Origin of the sequence: Halomonas sp. HMF6819, from assembly GCF_044335525.1 — a bacterium.
In the GTDB taxonomy this organism is placed as follows: domain Bacteria; phylum Pseudomonadota; class Gammaproteobacteria; order Pseudomonadales; family Halomonadaceae; genus Vreelandella.
Genome location: NZ_JBIQVY010000007.1, coordinates 105,419 through 124,213 on the forward strand (window position 1 = coordinate 105,419; position 18,795 = coordinate 124,213).

Sequence of the window (18,795 nt, forward strand, 5' to 3'; positions counted from 1 at the left end):
GGCGGACTTACTACGCCTCCTGTCTTATTCCCGGCGCCCGTCGCCTGGCTTTCATGAGCAACGTTCTTACACACCGATGAATCTCACTGAACTCAAGCAAAAATCCGTTCCCGAGCTGCTCGATATCGCCCGCGAAATGGGGATCGACAACCTGGCTCGTTCGCGCAAGCAGGACATCATCTTCGCTATCCTCAAAAAGCACGCCAAGAGCGGTGAGGATATCTACGGCGACGGTGTGCTGGAAATTCTCCAGGACGGCTTTGGCTTTCTGCGCAGCGCCGACAGCTCCTATCTCGCCGGACCGGACGACATCTACGTGTCGCCGTCACAGATTCGTCGCTTCAACCTGCGTAAGGGCGACTCGATCTCCGGCAAGATCCGTCCGCCGAAAGAGGGCGAACGCTACTTCGCGCTGTTGAAAGTCAGTCAGATCAACTTCGATCGCCCGGAAAATGCCAAGCACAAGATTCTCTTCGAGAACCTGACGCCGCTGTTCCCGAACGATCGTCTGCGCATGGAGATCGGCAACGGCTCCACCGAAGACTTGACCGCGCGCATCATCGATTTGACCGCGCCGATCGGCAAGGGGCAGCGGGGCCTTCTGGTATCGCCGCCGAAAGCCGGTAAAACGCTGATGCTGCAAAATATCGCCACCTCGATCACGCGCAACAGCCCCGAGTGTCATCTGATCGTGCTGTTGATCGACGAGCGCCCGGAAGAAGTGACCGAAATGGCGCGCACCGTGCGCGGCGAAGTGGTCGCCTCGACCTTTGACGAGCCGCCGGCCCGCCACGTACAGGTCGCCGAGATGGTGATCGAGAAAGCCAAGCGGCTGGTCGAGCACAAAAAGGACGTGGTGATCCTGCTCGACTCCATCACCCGCCTGGCGCGCGCTTACAACACCGTGGTGCCGAGCTCCGGCAAGGTGCTGACCGGCGGTGTCGACGCCCACGCGCTCGAAAAGCCCAAACGCTTCTTTGGTGCGGCGCGTAACATCGAAGAGGGCGGCAGCCTCACGATTATCGCCACGGCCCTGGTCGATACCGGCTCCAAGATGGACGAAGTGATCTTCGAGGAGTTCAAGGGTACCGGCAACATGGAAGCGCACCTCGACCGTAAGCTTGCCGAAAAGCGCGTTTTCCCGGCGATCAACATCCGCCGTAGCGGCACGCGCCGCGAGGATCTTTTGGCCTCGGAAGACGAAATGCAGCGCATGTGGATTCTGCGCAAGCTCCTGAACCCGATGGAAGACACCGCCGCGACGGAGTTTTTGGTCGACCGCTTGAAGGACACCAAGACCAACATCGAGTTTTTTGAGGCGATGAAGCGCCGCTAGGCGCAGGTGTTCGACAAAGCGATAGCCCGGCAAGGCGATAGCTCGTCAAGGCAATAGCTCGTCAAGGCGATAATACGGGGGAAGGGTTTGAAATATAACGACTTGCGCGATTTCATCAAGGCGCTCGAGGCGCGCGGTGAGCTCAAGCGGATCCAGGCAGAGGTCGACCCGTACCTGGAGATCACCGAGATCTGCGATCGCACCCTGCGCGCCGGCGGCCCAGCGCTACTGTTCGAGAACGTCAAGGGCCACGATATGCCGCTTCTGGGCAACCTGTTCGGCACCCCCACGCGGGTAGCGCTGGGCATGGGCCAGGAGTCCGTCGAGGCGCTGCGCGAAGTCGGCAAGCTCCTGGCGTTTTTGAAAGAGCCGGACCCGCCCAAGGGCCTGAAGGATGCCTGGGAGAAGCTTCCCATCTTCAAGCAGGTGCTGAGCATGGGACCGAAAACCGTCAAACGCGCCCCGGTGCAGGAAGTCGTGTTTGAAGGCGACGAGGTCGATTTGGACCAGCTGCCGATTCAGCACTGCTGGCCCGGCGACGCCGCCCCGCTGGTCACCTGGCCGCTGGTCATCACCAAAGGGCCGCATAAAAAGCGCCAGAACCTGGGGATCTACCGCCAGCAGAAGATCGGCAAGAACCGGCTGATCATGCGCTGGCTGTCGCACCGGGGCGGGGCGCTGGACTTTCAGGAGTTTCAGAAAGCGCATCCGGGCGAGCCTTTCCCTGTGGCCGTGGCGCTCGGCGCCGACCCGGCGACCATTCTGGGCGCGGTCACGCCGATTCCGGATTCGCTCTCCGAGTACGCGTTTGCCGGGCTTTTACGCGGCTCGCGCACCGAGCTCGTGGCGTGTCAGCACGCGGATCTCGAAGTGCCGGCCTCCGCCGAGATTATCCTGGAAGGCTTTATCTACCCGGACGATATGGCGCCGGAAGGCCCCTATGGCGATCACACCGGCTATTACAACGAGGTGGACACCTTCCCGGTCTTCACCGTGACGCGTATGACCCAAAGGCGCGATGCGATCTACCACTCGACCTACACCGGCCGCCCGCCGGACGAGCCGGCGATCCTGGGCGTGGCGCTCAACGAAGTATTCGTGCCCATTCTGCACAAGCAGTTTCCCGAAATCGTCGACTTCTACCTGCCGCCGGAAGGGTGCTCCTACCGCATGGCGGTGGTGACGATGAAAAAGCAGTACCCCGGCCATGCCAAGCGCGTGATGATGGGGGTATGGAGCTTTTTGCGCCAGTTCATGTATACCAAGTTCGTGATCGTGCTCGACGACGACGTCGACGCGCGCAACTGGGAAGACGTGATGTGGGCGATCACCACGCGTATGGACCCGGCCCGCGATACCGTCATGGTCGAGAACACGCCGATCGACTATCTGGATTTCGCTTCGCCGGTCTCGGGACTTGGCTCGAAGATGGGGCTCGACGCCACCAACAAGTGGCCCGGCGAAACCGACCGCGAGTGGGGCACGCCGATCGTCATGGACGATGCGGTGAAGGCCCGGGTCGACGAGCGCTGGGAGTCGCTGGGGATCGGTATCGAGCGCCCGCCTTCGCGCCACGGTTAATTTGGGCGTTTCAGAATTTTATTCAAGGTTTTAAAAGCGCCAGATTTAGAAGCGTTGAGTTTTCACAAGAGGCATTCATGAGCACGAGCACCCAGACCCCCACGCGGGAAGCGATCACCTGCCGGATCACCGACGTTCGAGCGCTCAACCCGGACGTGCTCGGGGTGACGCTCGAGGGCGACCCGGACGCGATCAGTCACCTGCCGGGCCAGTATCTTGAGCTCAAGCTCGACGAGTCCACCTGGGTGCCGTTCTCTATTGCCAGCCACGGGCGCGGCGACGGCGTGATCGAGCTGCACATCCAGCATCGCCCGGAGCGGGAGAACTCCGCCCGGCTGCGCGAACTGCTCACCCTCTCCGGCGAACTCACCATCCGACTGCCCGGCGGTGAGTGCGTGCTCGATGTGCAAAGCGAGCGCGCGCTCCTGTTGATCGCCGCCGGTACCGGGTTCGCCCAGATGAAAGCGATCGTCGAAGCCGTGCTTGATGCGCAGCCTGCACGCCCCGTGTTCATCTGGTGGGCGGCGCGCGAGCATCGCGACCTTTACGCCGAACAGCTGGCCAGCGACTGGGCGGCGCGTTTCGACAACGTCCATTTCCACGCCGTCACCGAGCTCGAGCTCGACAAACCGCTGACCGACGCGCCGCGCATCGCCCACTTTCAGGGGCGCATCACCGAGGTGCTCGAGCGCGCGCTGCCGACCCTGGCCATCGAAGGCGAGCCGGTGGCGGTCAACGAGTGCGATATCTATCTCTCCGGCTCGCCGGGCATGGTCTACGCCTGCGTCGACGTGCTCGAGGCCCACGGCGCAGCGCCTGACAGGCTTTATTCGGATGTGTTCGCCTACGCCCCGCGCCCGACGCGCTAACCGACATTCGTTGCACAAGCGATATTCGAGGCACAAGCGATATTCGATGCGCAAAGAGTATTGCCATCGACGGGTTTGGCAGGCAGGATAAAGCCATAACGCTGGTTTGCCCCATTGGATAACACACCGGATACCACCATGACGCTATCACCTCGCTCACTGACAACGCTTTCGCTGCCTCGCGCGGCGGGTGTTTTCGCGTGCGCGTTTGGCTATGGCTTTTATTGGTTTGGATCCGGTGTGCCCTGGGCTCGCGACTAGCCAACCCAGCAGGCATACCTTCTAGGTTGCCTGCCGACAGCAAAAGCCCCGGCGGGACACCCGCCGGGGCTTTTGCGTTTTTACACGGTTATAAAACCGGACTCACGTAACGTTTCAAGGAGAGACACCATGACCGCTTACAACGACGCTTTTATCGCTCTCTATTCGGGTTATTACCAGGCCTGGCGATTTAGCGGCGCGCGGTCGGTGCAGGTAGCCACCTCCGACCGGGCGCGTTTGGGTGGCCCCTTGAACGACCGATGTCCCTTGACCGTGAGATAACGCCATGAACGCGCCAGTAACGATGACCCGCACCGCCCAACCCGCCGCCGCCGAAAAAGGCGCCGCGCCCCTGCCGCTGCCCAGCGAGCTTTTGGAGCGCATCCACGTCGATGCCGCACTCGCCAACCGCCTCACAAGCCAGCGCCAGGCGGTCCAGCGCATCCTGAGCGGGGAGGATTCTCGCCTGCTGGTGGTGGTCGGGCCCTGCTCGATCCACGACCCGGATGCCGCGCTCGAGTACGCCGACCGCCTCGCCGCGCTCAGCGACGAGATCAGCGAACACGTGCTTCCGGTGATGCGCGTCTACGTCGAGAAGCCGCGCACCACCGTGGGTTGGAAGGGGCTGGCCTACGACCCGGATTTGAACGGCGTCGGCGATATGGCCAAAGGAGTGACCCGCTCGCGGGAGCTGATGCACGCCGTTGCCTCCCGGGGCTTGCCGGTGGCCACCGAGCTTTTGCAGCCGATGCTCGCGCCGTACCTGGAGGATCTGTTGAGCTGGGTGGCGATCGGCGCGCGCACCACCGAGTGCCAGCTTCACCGGGAGCTTGCCAGCGATCTGCGCGCTGGGGTGGGCTTCAAAAACGCGACCAGCGGCGACGTACAGGTGGCGATCGACGCGATGCAGGCCGCCGCCCACCCGCATCAGCGCTTCGCCCAGAACGCTCAGGGCCGCCCGATCATGCGCCAAAGCGCCGGCAATCCGCACACCCACGTCGTGCTGCGCGGCGGCCACGGTGAGCCCAACTATCAATCCGGCCACGTGCGCCAGGCGATCCAGGCCCTGCAGGCCGCAGGGCAGAATCCGCGCCTGATGGTCGACTGCAGCCACGCCAACGCGCGTAAGGATCACCGCCGCCAGAGTGAGGTGATGCTCGACGTACTCGACCAGCGCCGCGCCGGCGAGGCGAACCTGGTCGCGCTGATGCTCGAAAGCCACCTGTTCGAAGGCAAGCAGGCGCTAAGCCCCGGCGCGATGCGCTACGGCGTCTCGATCACCGATGCCTGTGTGGGCTGGGACACCACCGAGCACCTTTTGAAAACCGCTGCCGAACGGCTGGCCTGACGCTACCGACCAACGCCTCGATACCTTAAAGCCCGCTGCTCCGCGTCGTGTTCGACGCGGAGCAGCGGTAGTTGCTTTTTGAACACCTGAAAGCGGCCGTACGCCGTTGGTCTAGTTGTTGGGTAGTGGAAACCTATTACATTGAACAGGATGTACGATGTAATACCTATTGCTTGAAGAATCATCGATACTCATCATGCAGCGGACAACTCATGTACCAAACAACTAAAATGGCAGGGATTTTACTGATGGGCGCGACACTTCTCGGGGCAAGCCTGGCGGCTCAGGCGACAACCTACGTCTATGTCTCCAATGCCGACGACGGCGTGATTACAAGCTACACCCTGGACCGCGCGGCGGGTACGCTGGAGCCGCTGGACACGACCACCGCCGGCGACAGCGTCATGCCCATGGCGATCAGCCCCGATCGGCACTACTTGTACGCGTCCATACGCAGTGAGCCCTACCGGGTGCTGACGTATCGAATCGACAGGGAAACGGGAAAGCTGACCCAGCAGGGCAGCGGCTCCTTGCCTGCCAGCATGCCCAACATCGATACCGACCAGAGCGGGGCATATCTGTTTTCCGCCTCCTATTCCGACAACCTTGTCAGCGTCAGCCCCATCGATGAAAACGGCGTCGTAAAGGACGCGCAGCAAACCGTCGAAACCGGCCGCAATGCCCACGCCATGCACGCCTCGCCGGACAACCGTTACGCCTTTGCCTCCAATCTGGGGGATGACCGGCTCGCGCAATTTCGCTTCAACGCCGAGACCGGGCAACTGGATTTGAACGACCCCGGCGCCGCCGATGCGCCGGCCAACACCGGCCCGCGTCACTTCGTCTTTTCTCCCAACGGTCGCTACGTCTACGTGCTCGGCGAATTTTCGGGGGCCGTTACGACCTACGCGTTTGATGCCGGGAAAGGCACCCTGACTCAGGTATCGGTCGAGCCGGGCATTGCGGATTCGCTGAATCTCGCCCAGGGCGTTGCGCGTGAAACGATACCCGAGGGCGATGATACGCCGCGCATCTGGGCCGCCGATATTCAGGTCACCCCGAACGGGCGCTACGTGTACACCTCCGAGCGAACCAGCAGCGTCATCAGTACGTTCGAGGCCAACCCCGAGACCGGCGAGCTCACCTACCTGAACCATCTCCAGGTAGAGCGTCAGCCTCGCGGGTTCCAAATCGACGATTCGGGTCGCTACATGGTCGTCACCGGGCAGCTCGACGACAGCGTCGGCCTTTACCGGATCGACCCTGACAACGGCGAGCTTACTCTGGTCGACGACGCGCCTACCGGTAAAAACGCCAACTGGGTAGAGATCGTCTCCTTCGACTGATACCGCTGGCCGCCACGATCGTTGAACGGGGGGGCGATTGAATCGCCCCAAAAAAAGAAGATCACGCCATGACTTGTATGCCGTGGCCACTCTCTTATGATGGTGGCTATTTAACGGAGATGGTCATGGCCTTTACCCTTCAAGAGCAAGACCCGCAGCGCTACCGGCGCAAGGCGCGCATGATCAGCGTGATGATGGTCGGCCAGCTGATTATTTTCAGTATGCTGTTTTCGCTGCTGCTGAGCTCGGTGATGGAAAGTAGCCTTTGGGCTCACGGTCTGGGAATCGCGCTGGGGCTTTTGGCCACCAGCGCACTCTTTGCCGGCCTCAAGGAGCGGCCGTGGATGGGCGAAATCAGCTACGTCTGGCAGCTTAAAAATCATCTTTCGCGTATTCAGGGCTACCAAGCGTCGCTCGAGCGCGCGGTTAAAGAGGACAATCGCGCCGCCCTCGATATTTTAAGTTTCTACCACGAAGGCGTGGACCAGGTGGCCGCGCTCAACGGTAAAGCGCCGGATCCTGCGCGCGTGGCACAAAAAGAGCGCGTACTGGAGCACCGTCAGGCGCTGGCGCTACCGGATCGCGTGACGGCCTTCGATCCTCACGATTTGAGTGCATTTACGCGCCGCTAGTCTCCCTTTTAAAACGAGTTTTTCCGAACTCGGTCCTTGCTAAAAATTAGCCTTTACTAAAAAAGCGTTACAGGGAACTTTCATGCTCGATTCAACACCGCTCAAGGCGCTCGGCGCCGCTTGTCTGGGGCTATGGCTTGTCGGTTGTGCGACGTCGCCTGACAGCCAGCCGCAGCGCCCAGTGGCGAACAACGCCGCGCCGCTGCTGCCGTCGTCGCTTTTCCCCGGTAGCGCCGAGCGCTTCAGGGCCTGGCACTGCCAGCCCGCCAACCAGGATTTGATCAGTGCGGACAACGACCAGGTGCTGAGGCTCTGGTCGCTGCACGGCGCTTGGCGCCTGCCCCAGGCGGTGGTGGCCAGCGGCGCGCGCTATCAAAACGGCGAGATCAGCTTTTGGGAGCGCGGCGACACCGCGCGGGTCGAAACGCCCCGCGGCCAGCTCGCCTGTGACGCCGGCGGCGAGCGCCAGGCGATGACCCGGGCCGACAACCCCGGCGTGATGTTCAAAGGCGTTGGTACGGCGCCGGCCTGGGCGCTCACGCTTGCCCACGATACGCCGACCCTGAGCGTTCAAACCGGCGAAAACCCGCCAACGCGCCTGACCTACATGATCAGCACGCTGGATAACGACGCCGGCCGGGTGGTGCTGGAAAGCGCCGACGTGGCGCCGTTTTTCCGCGTGCGCATCGACGCCGGCGCCTGTTTCGACAAGACCAGCCGTGCCCCGTACCCGGCCCGCGTCACGCTCACCTACCAGGGCGAGCAGTACAGCGGGTGTGGCCAGGGCATCGCGCCAAACTAATCCGCCAGCCGCTTGGGCCGGCAGGCGTAGGTTTCACCGGCAACGCGCCAGGTGCGCTCGATGAAGTCGCTGGCGCACAGCGCGCCTTCGTTGCCTGCGATGCGGGCAGCCAGGCGCGACAGAGTCTGTGCGTTAAGCCCGCGCTCGGATGGGAGCTGTTCACTTTCAGGCACCGCCTGCCACTCGCCGTTCTGGCGCGTGGCCAGGGTGAAATTGAACGGGTGAAAGCCCGGAAAGCCCAGGCGCAGGTCGGTGGCGACGAGCGTTTCGACGCCGTCGATCGATTGGCGCTCATAGCGCAAAAACGCGCCGCTGAACCAGGTGAGGCGCTGGCCCAGCGCGCCGGACAGCGCTACCTCCTCGAGCGGCGCGCGCTGGCGCTGGAACGCCTCGACGCGCGGGGCGTCCTCGTCGTCGAACACGCTCACTAGGCCCTCATAATAGCGCTCTCCCTCGATGGCCGTGGCGCGCCACAGCAGAATGTTGAACGGCGTGGGTTGCACGATCAGCGGCGCATCGTCGAGCCCGCGCGCCTCGAGCGCCGGCGCCAGGCGCATCTCGATCGACCACTTCATGCCCGCCGCCATCAACAGATAGGCACACGACAGCGCAAGGCCGAACGCGCAGTAGCGCACCACTCGGCGCGAGACGCAGGCGGCAACCAGACCGCCCAGCAGCGCCAGGCTGTAGAGCGGGTCGATGATGAACACGACCGGCCAGGCGGCGGGCGGCCTATCCAGCGGCCAGAGAAGCTGCGTGCCGTAGGTGGTGAGCGAGTCGAGCAGCGGGTGAGTGACCAAAATCAACGTGAAAAAACACCACCAGCGGGCAAGCGATGCTCGCCCCGGCAGCGCGTAGCGGCATACAAGAGCAAGCAGCGTTCCAAGGCCCGTCAGCACGAACAGCGAGTGGCTGAACCCCCGGTGCTCGGTGACGTTGGCGATCGCATCGCCGTAGTCCAGCGCAACGTCCAAATCCGGCAGAGTGCCTAAAAGCGCACCGACCACCACCGCCTTGCGGCCAAGGCGTCGGCCCATGACGGCGCCACCCACCGCGGCGCCCAGCGCCGCCTGCGTAATCGAATCCACGGGGTTTCCTTTCTGGCCTCGAGAGGCCGGTTAAAAAAAGCTTAAGCGTAGCATCGCGCCGCCGTGCTGCACGGTTTCTTGTTTTGATAGGCGTTTGCATGATGCGCGCTCAATGAAAAGTGCGGTGCCGCTTCATGAATTGCCCAATCGCCGCTATTCTGTTCCCGTTATCGTTTCTACGTTTCGTGCTCGAAGGAGGGAATCTAATGCAGTTTCTACACACCATGGTACGCATCAGCGATATCGATGCCTCGCTTCACTTCTACTGTGATTTGCTGGGGCTCGAAGAAGTGCGCCGCAAGGAGAGCGAAAAGGGCCGCTTTACGCTGATCTTTCTGGCGGCGCGAGACGACGTGGGGCGCAGCGAGCGCCTGAGCGCCCCGGAGCTCGAGCTCACCTATAACTGGGACCCGGAGGAGTACTCGGGCGGGCGCAACTTTGGCCACCTGGCTTTTCGCGTCGACGATATCTATGCGACCTGCGAGCGGCTGCAAAACGCCGGGGTCACCATCAACCGCCCGCCGCGCGACGGCCACATGGCGTTCGTTAAATCCCCGGACGGCATCTCCATCGAGCTTTTGCAAAAAGGGGACGCCTTCGAGCCCCAGGAGCCTTGGGCTTCCATGGACAATAGCGGCAGCTGGTAAAGGACGTTATCGGTGAAAAAACATGTTATTGGCGCGCTTGCCGTCAGCGCGGCGCTGCTTTTGAGCGCGTGTAGCAGTGGCCCCGTTCAACAGGGCGGGCCGGCGCCGGTCGCTAGCGGCAAAACGCTGTCGGGCCCGCTGGTCGGCACGCGCTGGAATCTACTGCTGATGGGGACCGACGAGCGCCTGTCGATGCCGCAAACGGCGTTTTTCCAGATTGGCCGCGACGGGCGCATTACCGGAAGCGACGGCTGCAACAACTTTCAGGGCAGCGTGAGCCTCGGTGAGAGCCAGCGCATCGAGGTGGGCGAGCTCTCCACCACGCGCATGGGCTGCGCCGAGCTCGAGGACGCCCGCCGAGTGACCGGCATGCTCGAAACCGCCTACCGCTATCTGATCGATCACGACCGGGTGGTCTTTTTTGGCCCGGACAGCCGCGTGCTGGGCGGCTGGCGCAAGGGTAACTAACGCCGACCGGGTCGCCGACGTTTTGGCGTCAGATATAAATGCGTGCCAGGCACGAAGTAGTGAAGGCGCGGCGCGGTTTTTTTGCTAAATTCGCGACGGGGTTCGGTTTTCATCAGAGACGAGTAACGATGGCCTGCGTACATTTTATCGGTGGTGAAAAAGGGGGCGTGGGCAAATCGATGACCGCGCGCGTGCTCGCGCAGTACTACATCGATCACGACCGGGCGTTCATCGGCTTCGATGGCGACGCCTCTCACAAAACGTTCTCACGCTTTTACGCGGACTACGCCTCACCCGTTCGTCGGTGACGACGAGAGTATGGACGCCGTGCTGATGGCGGTGGAGGCGCAGCCCGAGCGCGACCTGATCATCGACCTGGCCGCGCAGTCGTCCCAGGCGCTGGGCCGCTGGCTCGATGGCACCGATGTGTTCGCACTGCTCGACGAGCTTGGTGCACGCGTGCAGTGGTGGCACGTCATGGATGACGGCGCTGACTCGGTGGCGCTGCTGCAAACGCTGTTGAAGCGCCTGAGTGATCAGCCGGTGAGCGTGGTGGTGGTGCAGAATTTGGGACGCGGCGAGAGCTTCGAGCGCTTTCGCCAGAGCGAGACCTGCCGCCAGGCGAAAGCCCGGGGCGCGCAGCTGATCGAGCTGCCACGGCTTCACGCCAAACTGACCCAGAAAATCGACTTCAACGACAGCAGCTTCTGGGCGGTGGCCAACGATCGCCGCCTGATGAACATCGCCGAGCGTCAGCGCATGAAAGTGTGGCTGCGCCAGGCCTATCGCGAGCTCGATGCAGTCGTGGCGTTGGGCGTTGAGCCGGCACCCAATACCGGGGAGGCGTAGATGCAAGGCGCCCAGCCCACCCCCGATCGGGCGCTGCTCGAGGCCATCGAGCGGCTCGCCCAAAAGGCCGGCGAGGCGATTCTCGCGGTTTACCGCCGCGAGATCGAGGTCACCTTCAAAACGGATCAAAGCCCGCTCACCGAGGCGGACCTTCGCGCCAACGAGGTGATTCTGGCCGGGTTGGCCCAGCTGACGCCTGAAACGCCGGTGCTTTCTGAAGAGAGCGTCGAGCGCTTTGACGGGCCGGGGCCAGCAGGCACCTACTGGCTGGTCGATCCGCTTGACGGCACCCGGGAGTTCATTAAGCGTAACGACGAGTTCACCGTGAACATCGCCTTGATCCATCAAGGCGAGCCGGTGCTTGGCGTGGTGGTAGCTCCGGCGCTTGGCAAACGCTATCTGGCCGGGCGTGGGCTAGGCGCATTCAAGGCCGAAGGCGAGGGCGCCTGGCAGCCGATTCGCTGCGCCGAGTTCGATCCGGCCCGGGGCTATCGGGTGCTGGGCAGCCGCTCGCACCAGGACCCGCGATTGAAGGCCTGGCTCGACGCACTCGGTGAGCACGAGATTACCCCGCTTGGAAGCTCGCTCAAGGCCTGCCTGATCGCCGAGGGGCGGGCGGATGTCTACCCGCGCTTCGGACCGACCAGCCTTTGGGATACCGCCGCCGCCCAGGCGGTGGTCGAACAGGCCGGCGGGATGATCGTCGATGACACCGGCGCGGCGCTTGGCTACCACACGCCGGCCGAGCTTTTGAACCCGAGCTTTTTCGTTTGGAGCAAAAGCGCGCGCGAGCACTTTAACGCTTGACAAGCGCTGGCACGGCCGGGGCAGGTGTGATAGGCTACGCCATCCTCTCAGGCAGCTAAGACAGACAAAGCGTGAGAACGAGCGGGCCCAGGGCTTGCCGTTACACGTTTGGCAGAGCGAAAACGCCTGCAAAATCAGTTGGTTGTTTAGGTAATGTCGAGATCGGCGTTAGTCACTCGACAACACATAGTTAATTCGTTGCCGTTCAGGCAACCTTTATTCTCCAAGGAGATACCAGTGGCGAACAGCAAGCAAGCTCGCAAGCGCGCCCGCCAGGCCGAGACACGTCGTGCCCTGAAATCCAGCCAGCGCAGCATGGTCCGCACCTACATCAAGCGTGTGATCAAAGCGATCGGCACCGGCGACCATGGCAAGGCAATGGAAGAGTTCAAGCAGATGCAGCCGGTCGTCGACCGCATCGCTGACAAGGACGTGCTGTCCAAGAAAAAGGCCGCTCGTCTGAAAAGCCGCTTGAACAAGCGAATTAAAGCGCTGGCAGCGTAAGCCGGCAGCGTCTTGAAAAAACCGGCTACGGCCGGTTTTTTTGTGCCTGTATACGTCCACGGATAACGCGATGACGGACTCTTCCCCTCAGCAAGCCGCGGCCCCCCGGCGCACTCTGATGCGCTCGGGGCTGATCGTCAGCGCCATGACCATGCTCTCCAGGGTCATGGGCTTAGTGCGCGACGTCGTGGTGGCTACGTTTCTCGGCGCCGGCAACGGGGCGGATGCGTTTTTCGTCGCCTTCAAGATCCCCAACTTTCTGCGTCGACTGTTTGCCGAAGGGGCGTTCAACCAGGCCTTCGTGCCGGTGCTCTCCGAGTATTCGACGCGGCAAAACCGCGAGGAGATCCGCGAGCTTTTGAACGCGGTAGCGGGCAGCCTCACCGCGATGCTGGCGCTCATTACCGCGCTTGCCATGCTGCTCTCGCCTTGGCTGATCTGGCTGTTCGCGCCGGGCTTTGGCCGCGATCCGGAAAAGCTCGCGCTCACCGCGGACATGCTGCGCCTGACCTTTCCGTACCTGTTGCTGATTTCGCTGACCGCTTTCTCGGGGTCGGTGCTCAACACCTGGAACCGGTTCGCCGTACCGGCGTTCACGCCGGTACTGTTGAATCTCTCGCTAATCGGGGCGGCGCTTTTTTTGATGCCGCTGATGGAAGAGCCTGCCATGGCACTGGCCTGGGGCGTGCTGATCGCCGGGTGCGCCCAGCTCGTTTTCCAGGTGCCGTTTCTTTACCGGCTGGGGCTTCTGCCCACGCCCTGGCCCAACTTCGCCCACGACGGGGTGAAGCGCATCCTGAAGCTGATGGCGCCGGCGCTGTTCGGTGTGTCGGTATCGCAGATCAACCTGCTGCTGGATACCGTATTGGCCTCGCTTCTGGCGGCGGGCAGCGTCTCCTGGCTCTACTACTCGGACCGGCTGGTGGAGCTGCCGCTGGGCGTGTTTGGGGTGGCGATCGGCACGGTAATTCTGCCGGCGCTCTCCAAGCGCCACGCAGAGAAATCCAGCGATCACTTCGCCGCCATGCTTGACTGGGCGATTCGCGTGGTTCTGCTTTTGGGCGTGCCGGCGGCGCTGGCGCTGGTCGTGCTGGCCGAGCCCTTTTTGATCACGCTGTTTCACTACGGCGCGATGACCGACAACGACATCCAGATGGCCGCCATGAGCCTGCGCGCCTACGCCGTGGGGCTGGTGGCGTTCATGCTGATCAAGGTGCTGGCGCCGGGCTTTTTCGCCCGTCAGGACACCAAAACGCCGGTCAAGGTCGGCATCATCGCCATGGTCGCCAACATGGTCTTCAATCTGCTGTTGATCTGGCCGCTGGCTCATGCAGGGCTGGCGCTGGCAACGGCGCTGTCGGCGTTTCTCAACGCCGGGCTTCTGGGCTACCTGCTGCATCGCGAAAAGGTGCTGGTGTTTCAGCCCGGCTGGGGGCGCTACGCGATCCAGCTTCTCGGCGGAAGCGCGCTCATGGGCGCTGCGCTTTATCTACTTACGCCGCCCTGGCAGGTATGGCTCGATGTCGGGCTGTGGACGCGGGTCGGCTGGGTAGCGGGGCTGGTGGCGCTCGGTGGCGGGCTCTATTTTGCCTGGCTTGCCGCCTGGGGGCTGCGGCTTCGCCATTTTCGGCTTTCGAGCTGAGTGGTGCGGGGTGGGCGCAATCGTGACTGCACCTTCACCGCGCGTTCGTTATAATCAAGGGCTTTGTTGATTTAAAAGCATCTTCACCCACGCGTAGACTGGCACGCTTCAACCGAAAGAGGGGCCATGCACGTTATACGAGGTCTGCACAATCTGGGCGCAAGCGAAGGCGGCTGCGTGGCGACGATCGGCAATTTCGACGGCGTGCACCGCGGCCATCAGGCGATCATGGAGCAGTGCCGCGAGCACGCCGCGCGCCTTGGGCTACCGCTGACGGTGGTGGTGTTCGAGCCCCAGCCGCGAGAGTACTTCGCCGGCGAGCAGGCGCCGCCCAGGCTTACTCGGCTGCGCGAGAAGGTGCGCCTTTTGGGCCAGCACGGCGCCGAACGGGTGCTGTGCCTGGCCTTTAACGAGGCGCTTCGAAGCCTGACCGGGCGCGAGTTCATCGACCGCGTGCTGATCGAAGGGCTCGGCGTGAAGCACCTGGTGGTGGGCGACGACTTCCGCTTTGGCTGCGATCGGCGCGGCGACTTCGCGCTTTTAAAGGCGGTGGGTGACGAAGAGGGCTTCGCGGTCGAGCACACGCGCACTTTCACAATAGAGGGCGAGCGCGTATCGAGCTCCCGGGTGCGCACGATGCTCGCCAGCGGCAATTTTTCCGCCGCTCAGTGCCTGCTGAGTCGGCCCTATTCGGTGTCCGGGCGCGTAGTGCGCGACCAGCAGCTTGGTCGCACCATCGGCGCACCGACGGCGAACCTGCCGCTGTTACCGCAGCCCCTGACCCTTCGCGGCGTGTTCGCGGTGATCGGCGAGCTGGCAGACGGCCGCCGCTATCCGGGGGTGGCCAACGTCGGCTTTCGCCCGACCGTCGGCGCCAAGCGCCCGACCCTCGAGGTGCATCTGTTCGATTTCGACGGCGACCTGTACGGCCAGCGGCTGACCGTTTACCCCTGCGCGCGGCTGCGAGGCGAGGTCAAGTTCGACGACTTCGACGCGCTCAAGGCGCAGATCCAGCGCGACCAGGCGCGCGCGCGGCGCTATTTTGCCCCTGCCGAGACCGCCTCGTCGGACGCCGCGACCACCGCTGAGGCGGATTTCACATCATCGGTTTCGAGGGCGCCTTTTGATGGCGGCGCGCTCGAGGCCTGGCTGGCTTCGGCCCCGCTCGGGCGAGAGGCCGCTTCTTCTGATTTCTCTTCGGCGGGCGACGCCGAGGCTAACGACGGCTGACCGGACCTATGGACTACAAGCACACGCTCAATCTGCCCGATACCGACTTTCCCATGCGCGGCATGCTGCCCAAGCAGGAGCCGGGCCGGGTTTCCAAATGGCAGGACATGGATCTTTATCAGCGCCTGCGCGATGCCCGCGCCGGCGCCCCGCTGTTCGTACTGCACGATGGCCCTCCCTACGCCAACGGCAGCATCCATATCGGTCACGCCGTCAACAAGATCCTGAAAGACATCATCGTCAAGTCCAAGAACCTGGCCGGCTTCGATGCGCCTTACGTGCCGGGTTGGGACTGCCACGGGCTTCCGATCGAGCACAAGGTCGAAACCACCCACGGCAAGCACCTGTCGCCTTCCAGGGCCCGCGAGCTTTGCCGCGAATACGCGGCCGCCCAGATCGAAACCCAGCTGACCGACTTCGTGCGCCTGGGCGTGATCGGTGACTGGCATCATCCCTACCGCTCGATGGATTTCGTCAACGAGGCCGGCGAGATCAGAGCGCTGGCCGAGATGGTCGAAGCGGGCTACGTGTTCAAAGGCTTAAAGCCGGTCAACTGGTGCTTTGATTGTGCCTCCGCTCTGGCGGAAGCCGAAGTCGAGTATCAGGACAAGAAGTCCGACGCCATCGACGTCGCCTTCCCGATCGAAGACGCCGACAAGCTGGCCGCGGCCTTCGGGTTGGAAGAGCTTTCCAAACCCGCCGCCGTGGTCATCTGGACCACCACGCCCTGGACCATTCCCGCCAACCAGGCGCTGAACGTACACCCCGAGTTCACCTACGCGCTGGTCGATACCGGCGAGCGGCTGCTGCTGCTTGCCGAAGAGCTGGTCGAAAGCTGCCTCGAGCGCTTTGGCCTCGAAGGCGAGGTAATCGCCACGACGAAAGGCCAGGCGCTCGAGCTGATCAACTTCCGTCACCCGCTTTATGAGCGGCTGTCGCCGGTGTATCTGGCGGACTACGTCGAGTCTGAGGTCGGCAGCACCGGGATCGTCCACTCCGCGCCTTCCTATGGCGTGGACGACTTCAACACCTGCCGCGACTACGGCATGAGCTTCGATGACATGTTGAACCCGGTACAGAGCAATGGCGTCTACGTCGATGATCTACCGATGTTCGGCGGGCAGATGATCTGGAAGGCGAACCCGAAAATCGTCGAAGCGCTTTCTGATGCCGGCGCCTTGATGGCGCACACACCGATTACTCACAGCTACATGCACTGCTGGCGCCACAAAACGCCGGTGATCTACCGCGCGACGGCGCAGTGGTTCGTGGGTATGGATATCGAAGGCCGTGACGGCAAGACCCTGCGCCAGAAAGCCCTCGACGGCATCGAAGCCACCCATTTCACCCCGGCCTGGGGCCAGGCGCGCCTTCACAGCATGATCGCCAACCGCCCGGACTGGTGCATCTCGCGCCAGCGTAACTGGGGCGTGCCGATTCCGTTCTTTTTGCACAAACAGACCGGCGAGCTGCACCCCAACACCGTCGGCCTGATGGAAGAGGTTGCCAAACGTGTGGAAGAGGAGGGGATCGACGCCTGGTTTAACCTGGGTGCCACGGAGCTGCTTGGCGCCGAGGCCGACGAGTACGAGAAAATCACCGACACGCTGGACGTGTGGTTCGACTCCGGCACCACCCACCGCCACGTGCTTCGAGGTTCGCACCCCCACGGCCACGAGTCCGGCCCGCGGGCGGATCTGTATCTGGAAGGCTCGGATCAGCACCGCGGCTGGTTCCACTCGTCGCTCTTGACCGGCTCAGCCATCGACGGCCACCCGCCGTACCGTGAGCTTCTGACCCACGGGTTCACCGTCGACGCTCAGGGGCGCAAGATGTCCAAGTCGATTGGCAACGTGGTCGCGCCGCAAACGGTGATGGACAAGCTCGGCGCCGACATTCTGCGCCTGTGGACCGCATCCACCGACTACTCCGGCGAAATGGCGGTGTCTGATGAGATCCTCAAGCGCACCGCCGACGTTTACCGGCGCATTCGCAACACCGCGCGCTTTTTGCTCGGCAACCTGACCGGCTTCGAGCCGAGCCGCGATATGGTGGCGTTCGACGACATGATCGCGCTCGATCGCTGGATCGTCGACCGCGCCGACCAGCTCCAGGCACGCATCAAGACCGCGTATGACGAGTACCGCTTCCGCGATGTCTACCAGCAGGTGCACGACTTCTGTGCCCGCGATCTGGGCGGCTTCTACCTGGATATCATCAAGGATCGCCAGTACACCACTCAAGCGGATTCGCTGGCGCGCCGTAGTTGCCAGAGCGCGCTGTATCATGTGGTTGAGGCGCTCTCGCGCTGGGTCGCGCCAATTCTCTCCTTCACCGCCGAGGAGATCTTCGAGCATATCCCCGGCGAGCGGGGCGACAGCGTGCTGCTGGAAACCTACTACGAGGGGCTCTCGGCGCTTCCCAATGATGCCGAGATGGGCCGGGCGTTCTGGGAGCAGGTGCTCGAGGTCAAGCAGGCGGTCAACAAGCGCCTGGAAGAGGCCCGCGGCGAAGGCACCATCAAGGGCTCGCTGGATAGCGAAGTGACGCTCTATGTCAGCGACGAGCTAAAGGCGCTGCTGGAAAGCCTGGGCGACGAGCTGCGCTTCGTGCTGATCACCTCGAACGCGACGCTCAAGCCGCTGAACGAGGCCGAAGCCGGTGCCCATAGCGAGCTCGAGGGGCTCAAGGTGGCGGTCTCGCCAAGCCCTTATGAGAAGTGCGAGCGCAGCTGGGAGCGCCGCCCGGACGTGGGCAGCCACCCGGAGCACCCGACGCTTTGCGAGCGCTCGATTTTGAACCTGCCGGATGGCCCCGGCGAGGTTCGCCGCTATGCCTAACGCGACTCAGGCGCCGGTAGCGGAAAGGGCGCCGATGCGACGGCCGCTGCGCTTTTTATGGATCGCCGCGGCGGTCATCGCGGTCGATCTATTGACCAAGTACTGGCTTAGCCACGCGCTCGATTACAACGCGCCGGTGCAGGTGCTGCCGTTTTTCGATCTGCGCCTGATGCACAACTTCGGCGCGGCGTTCAGCTTTTTGGCCGATCATCCGGGCTGGCAGCGCTGGTTCTTTGCCATCATCGCGGTCGGGGCGAGCGTCGCCCTGACCGTGTGGCTCTCGCGTATTCGCCGCGACGAAAAAATCCTGGCCGTGGCGCTGCCCTTGATCATCGGCGGGGCGCTGGGCAACCTGTACGACCGGTTGATCCACGGCTACGTGGTCGACTTTCTCTCCTTCCACGTTGCCGGATGGTACTACCCGGCGTTCAACGTGGCCGACATGGGCATCGTGATCGGCGCTGCCCTGTTGATCTGGGAGTCGGTCATGGGCGATCGGCGGCGTAAAAAGGCCGCCGTCAACGAAACCACCCAATAGCGAGAAA

Annotated in this window: 19 protein-coding genes; 18 read left to right on the top strand and 1 reads right to left on the bottom strand. The window is 63.0% G+C overall.

Annotated features, from left to right (window positions below; translation table 11 throughout):
* The first annotated feature begins 76 nt into the window (after positions 1 to 76).
* The 8 genes from rho to ACGLWX_RS16775 all read left to right on the top strand — a co-directional run bounded on the left by rho (position 77) and on the right by ACGLWX_RS16775 (position 8,175).
* The gene (gene rho / locus ACGLWX_RS16740; protein ID WP_396241415.1) at positions 77 to 1,336 is read left to right on the top strand and encodes a transcription termination factor Rho; all 1,260 of its coding nucleotides are present in this window, start codon (positions 77 to 79) and stop codon (positions 1,334 to 1,336) included.
* A gap of 87 nt (positions 1,337 to 1,423) precedes the next feature.
* Positions 1,424 to 2,917 carry a 4-hydroxy-3-polyprenylbenzoate decarboxylase gene (gene ubiD / locus ACGLWX_RS16745; protein ID WP_396241417.1) on the top strand — a complete coding sequence of 498 codons (1,494 nt, stop codon included), beginning with the start codon at positions 1,424 to 1,426 and terminating at the stop codon, positions 2,915 to 2,917.
* Positions 2,918 to 2,994: 77 nt separating this feature from the next.
* Positions 2,995 to 3,786, top strand: a complete 792-nt coding sequence (locus ACGLWX_RS16750; protein WP_396241419.1) for an NAD(P)H-flavin reductase — start codon at positions 2,995 to 2,997, stop codon at positions 3,784 to 3,786.
* A gap of 390 nt (positions 3,787 to 4,176) precedes the next feature.
* On the top strand, positions 4,177 to 4,329 hold the full coding sequence (locus tag ACGLWX_RS16755) for a hypothetical protein (RefSeq protein ID WP_396241421.1): 153 nt from the start codon (positions 4,177 to 4,179) through the stop codon (positions 4,327 to 4,329).
* A gap of 4 nt (positions 4,330 to 4,333) precedes the next feature.
* On the top strand, positions 4,334 to 5,395 hold the full coding sequence (locus ACGLWX_RS16760; RefSeq protein WP_396241423.1) for a 3-deoxy-7-phosphoheptulonate synthase: 1,062 nt from the start codon (positions 4,334 to 4,336) through the stop codon (positions 5,393 to 5,395).
* A 248-nt stretch (positions 5,396 to 5,643) separates the two neighbouring features.
* A complete protein-coding gene (locus ACGLWX_RS16765) occupies positions 5,644 to 6,741 on the top strand; it encodes a lactonase family protein (protein ID WP_396241425.1) in 1,098 nt (365 codons plus the stop codon).
* Between the two features lie 125 nt (positions 6,742 to 6,866).
* On the top strand, positions 6,867 to 7,373 hold the full coding sequence (locus ACGLWX_RS16770; protein WP_396241427.1) for a DUF3087 family protein: 507 nt from the start codon (positions 6,867 to 6,869) through the stop codon (positions 7,371 to 7,373).
* An 82-nt stretch (positions 7,374 to 7,455) separates the two neighbouring features.
* Entirely contained in the window at positions 7,456 to 8,175 is a 720-nt protein-coding gene (locus ACGLWX_RS16775) for an MliC family protein (RefSeq protein ID WP_396241429.1), read from the top strand.
* Here the strand turns inward: ACGLWX_RS16775 and ACGLWX_RS16780 are convergent.
* Positions 8,172 to 9,263, bottom strand: coding sequence for a metal-dependent hydrolase (locus ACGLWX_RS16780; protein WP_396241431.1), 1,092 nt, complete (start codon positions 9,261 to 9,263; stop codon positions 8,172 to 8,174). The genes ACGLWX_RS16775 and ACGLWX_RS16780 overlap by 4 nt on opposite strands.
* 206 nt (positions 9,264 to 9,469) lie before the next feature.
* Between ACGLWX_RS16780 and gloA the strand changes: the two genes are divergently transcribed.
* From gloA to lspA, 10 genes are all read left to right on the top strand, one after another.
* Entirely contained in the window at positions 9,470 to 9,910 is a 441-nt protein-coding gene (gene gloA, locus ACGLWX_RS16785) for a lactoylglutathione lyase (protein ID WP_252109530.1), read from the top strand.
* Positions 9,911 to 9,922: 12 nt separating this feature from the next.
* Positions 9,923 to 10,378, top strand: coding sequence for an META domain-containing protein (locus ACGLWX_RS16790; RefSeq protein WP_396241433.1), 456 nt, complete (start codon positions 9,923 to 9,925; stop codon positions 10,376 to 10,378).
* A 128-nt stretch (positions 10,379 to 10,506) separates the two neighbouring features.
* The gene (locus ACGLWX_RS16795) at positions 10,507 to 10,686 is read left to right on the top strand and encodes a hypothetical protein (RefSeq protein WP_396241435.1); all 180 of its coding nucleotides are present in this window, start codon (positions 10,507 to 10,509) and stop codon (positions 10,684 to 10,686) included.
* Positions 10,687 to 10,696: 10 nt separating this feature from the next.
* Positions 10,697 to 11,227 carry a mobilization protein gene (locus tag ACGLWX_RS16800; RefSeq protein ID WP_396241437.1) on the top strand — a complete coding sequence of 177 codons (531 nt, stop codon included), beginning with the start codon at positions 10,697 to 10,699 and terminating at the stop codon, positions 11,225 to 11,227.
* Positions 11,228 to 12,034 (top strand): 3'(2'),5'-bisphosphate nucleotidase CysQ, encoded by an 807-nt coding sequence (gene cysQ, locus ACGLWX_RS16805; protein WP_396241439.1) that lies wholly within the window; start codon positions 11,228 to 11,230, stop codon positions 12,032 to 12,034.
* Between the two features lie 237 nt (positions 12,035 to 12,271).
* Positions 12,272 to 12,538 (top strand): 30S ribosomal protein S20, encoded by a 267-nt coding sequence (gene rpsT / locus ACGLWX_RS16810; protein ID WP_252109534.1) that lies wholly within the window; start codon positions 12,272 to 12,274, stop codon positions 12,536 to 12,538.
* Positions 12,539 to 12,608: 70 nt separating this feature from the next.
* The gene (gene murJ / locus ACGLWX_RS16815) at positions 12,609 to 14,180 is read left to right on the top strand and encodes a murein biosynthesis integral membrane protein MurJ (protein WP_396241441.1); all 1,572 of its coding nucleotides are present in this window, start codon (positions 12,609 to 12,611) and stop codon (positions 14,178 to 14,180) included.
* Positions 14,181 to 14,306: 126 nt separating this feature from the next.
* Entirely contained in the window at positions 14,307 to 15,410 is a 1,104-nt protein-coding gene (gene ribF / locus ACGLWX_RS16820) for a bifunctional riboflavin kinase/FAD synthetase (RefSeq protein ID WP_396241442.1), read from the top strand.
* Positions 15,411 to 15,418: 8 nt separating this feature from the next.
* A complete protein-coding gene (gene ileS, locus ACGLWX_RS16825) occupies positions 15,419 to 18,250 on the top strand; it encodes an isoleucine--tRNA ligase (protein WP_396241443.1) in 2,832 nt (943 codons plus the stop codon).
* Positions 18,243 to 18,788 (top strand): signal peptidase II, encoded by a 546-nt coding sequence (gene lspA / locus ACGLWX_RS16830; protein ID WP_396241445.1) that lies wholly within the window; start codon positions 18,243 to 18,245, stop codon positions 18,786 to 18,788. Before ileS ends, lspA begins: the two co-directional genes overlap by 8 nt.
* Positions 18,789 to 18,795 lie beyond the last annotated feature (7 nt).

Bases quoted from the DNA above. Each gene is read 5' to 3' on its own strand.
- rho (WP_396241415.1), top strand. From the start codon at position 77: ATGAATCTCACTGAACTCAAGCAAAAATCCGTTCCCGAGCTGCTCGAT.
- ACGLWX_RS16750 (WP_396241419.1), top strand. From the start codon at position 2,995: ATGAGCACGAGCACCCAGACCCCCACGCGGGAAGCGATCACCTGCCGG.
- ACGLWX_RS16755 (WP_396241421.1), top strand. From the start codon at position 4,177: ATGACCGCTTACAACGACGCTTTTATCGCTCTCTATTCGGGTTATTAC.
- ACGLWX_RS16760 (WP_396241423.1), top strand. From the start codon at position 4,334: ATGAACGCGCCAGTAACGATGACCCGCACCGCCCAACCCGCCGCCGCC.
- ACGLWX_RS16765 (WP_396241425.1), top strand. From the start codon at position 5,644: ATGGGCGCGACACTTCTCGGGGCAAGCCTGGCGGCTCAGGCGACAACC.
- ACGLWX_RS16770 (WP_396241427.1), top strand. From the start codon at position 6,867: ATGGCCTTTACCCTTCAAGAGCAAGACCCGCAGCGCTACCGGCGCAAG.
- ACGLWX_RS16775 (WP_396241429.1), top strand. From the start codon at position 7,456: ATGCTCGATTCAACACCGCTCAAGGCGCTCGGCGCCGCTTGTCTGGGG.
- gloA (WP_252109530.1), top strand. From the start codon at position 9,470: ATGCAGTTTCTACACACCATGGTACGCATCAGCGATATCGATGCCTCG.
- ACGLWX_RS16795 (WP_396241435.1), top strand. From the start codon at position 10,507: ATGGCCTGCGTACATTTTATCGGTGGTGAAAAAGGGGGCGTGGGCAAA.
- ACGLWX_RS16800 (WP_396241437.1), top strand. From the start codon at position 10,697: ATGGACGCCGTGCTGATGGCGGTGGAGGCGCAGCCCGAGCGCGACCTG.
- cysQ (WP_396241439.1), top strand. From the start codon at position 11,228: ATGCAAGGCGCCCAGCCCACCCCCGATCGGGCGCTGCTCGAGGCCATC.
- murJ (WP_396241441.1), top strand. From the start codon at position 12,609: ATGACGGACTCTTCCCCTCAGCAAGCCGCGGCCCCCCGGCGCACTCTG.
- ribF (WP_396241442.1), top strand. From the start codon at position 14,307: ATGCACGTTATACGAGGTCTGCACAATCTGGGCGCAAGCGAAGGCGGC.
- ileS (WP_396241443.1), top strand. From the start codon at position 15,419: ATGGACTACAAGCACACGCTCAATCTGCCCGATACCGACTTTCCCATG.
- lspA (WP_396241445.1), top strand. From the start codon at position 18,243: ATGCCTAACGCGACTCAGGCGCCGGTAGCGGAAAGGGCGCCGATGCGA.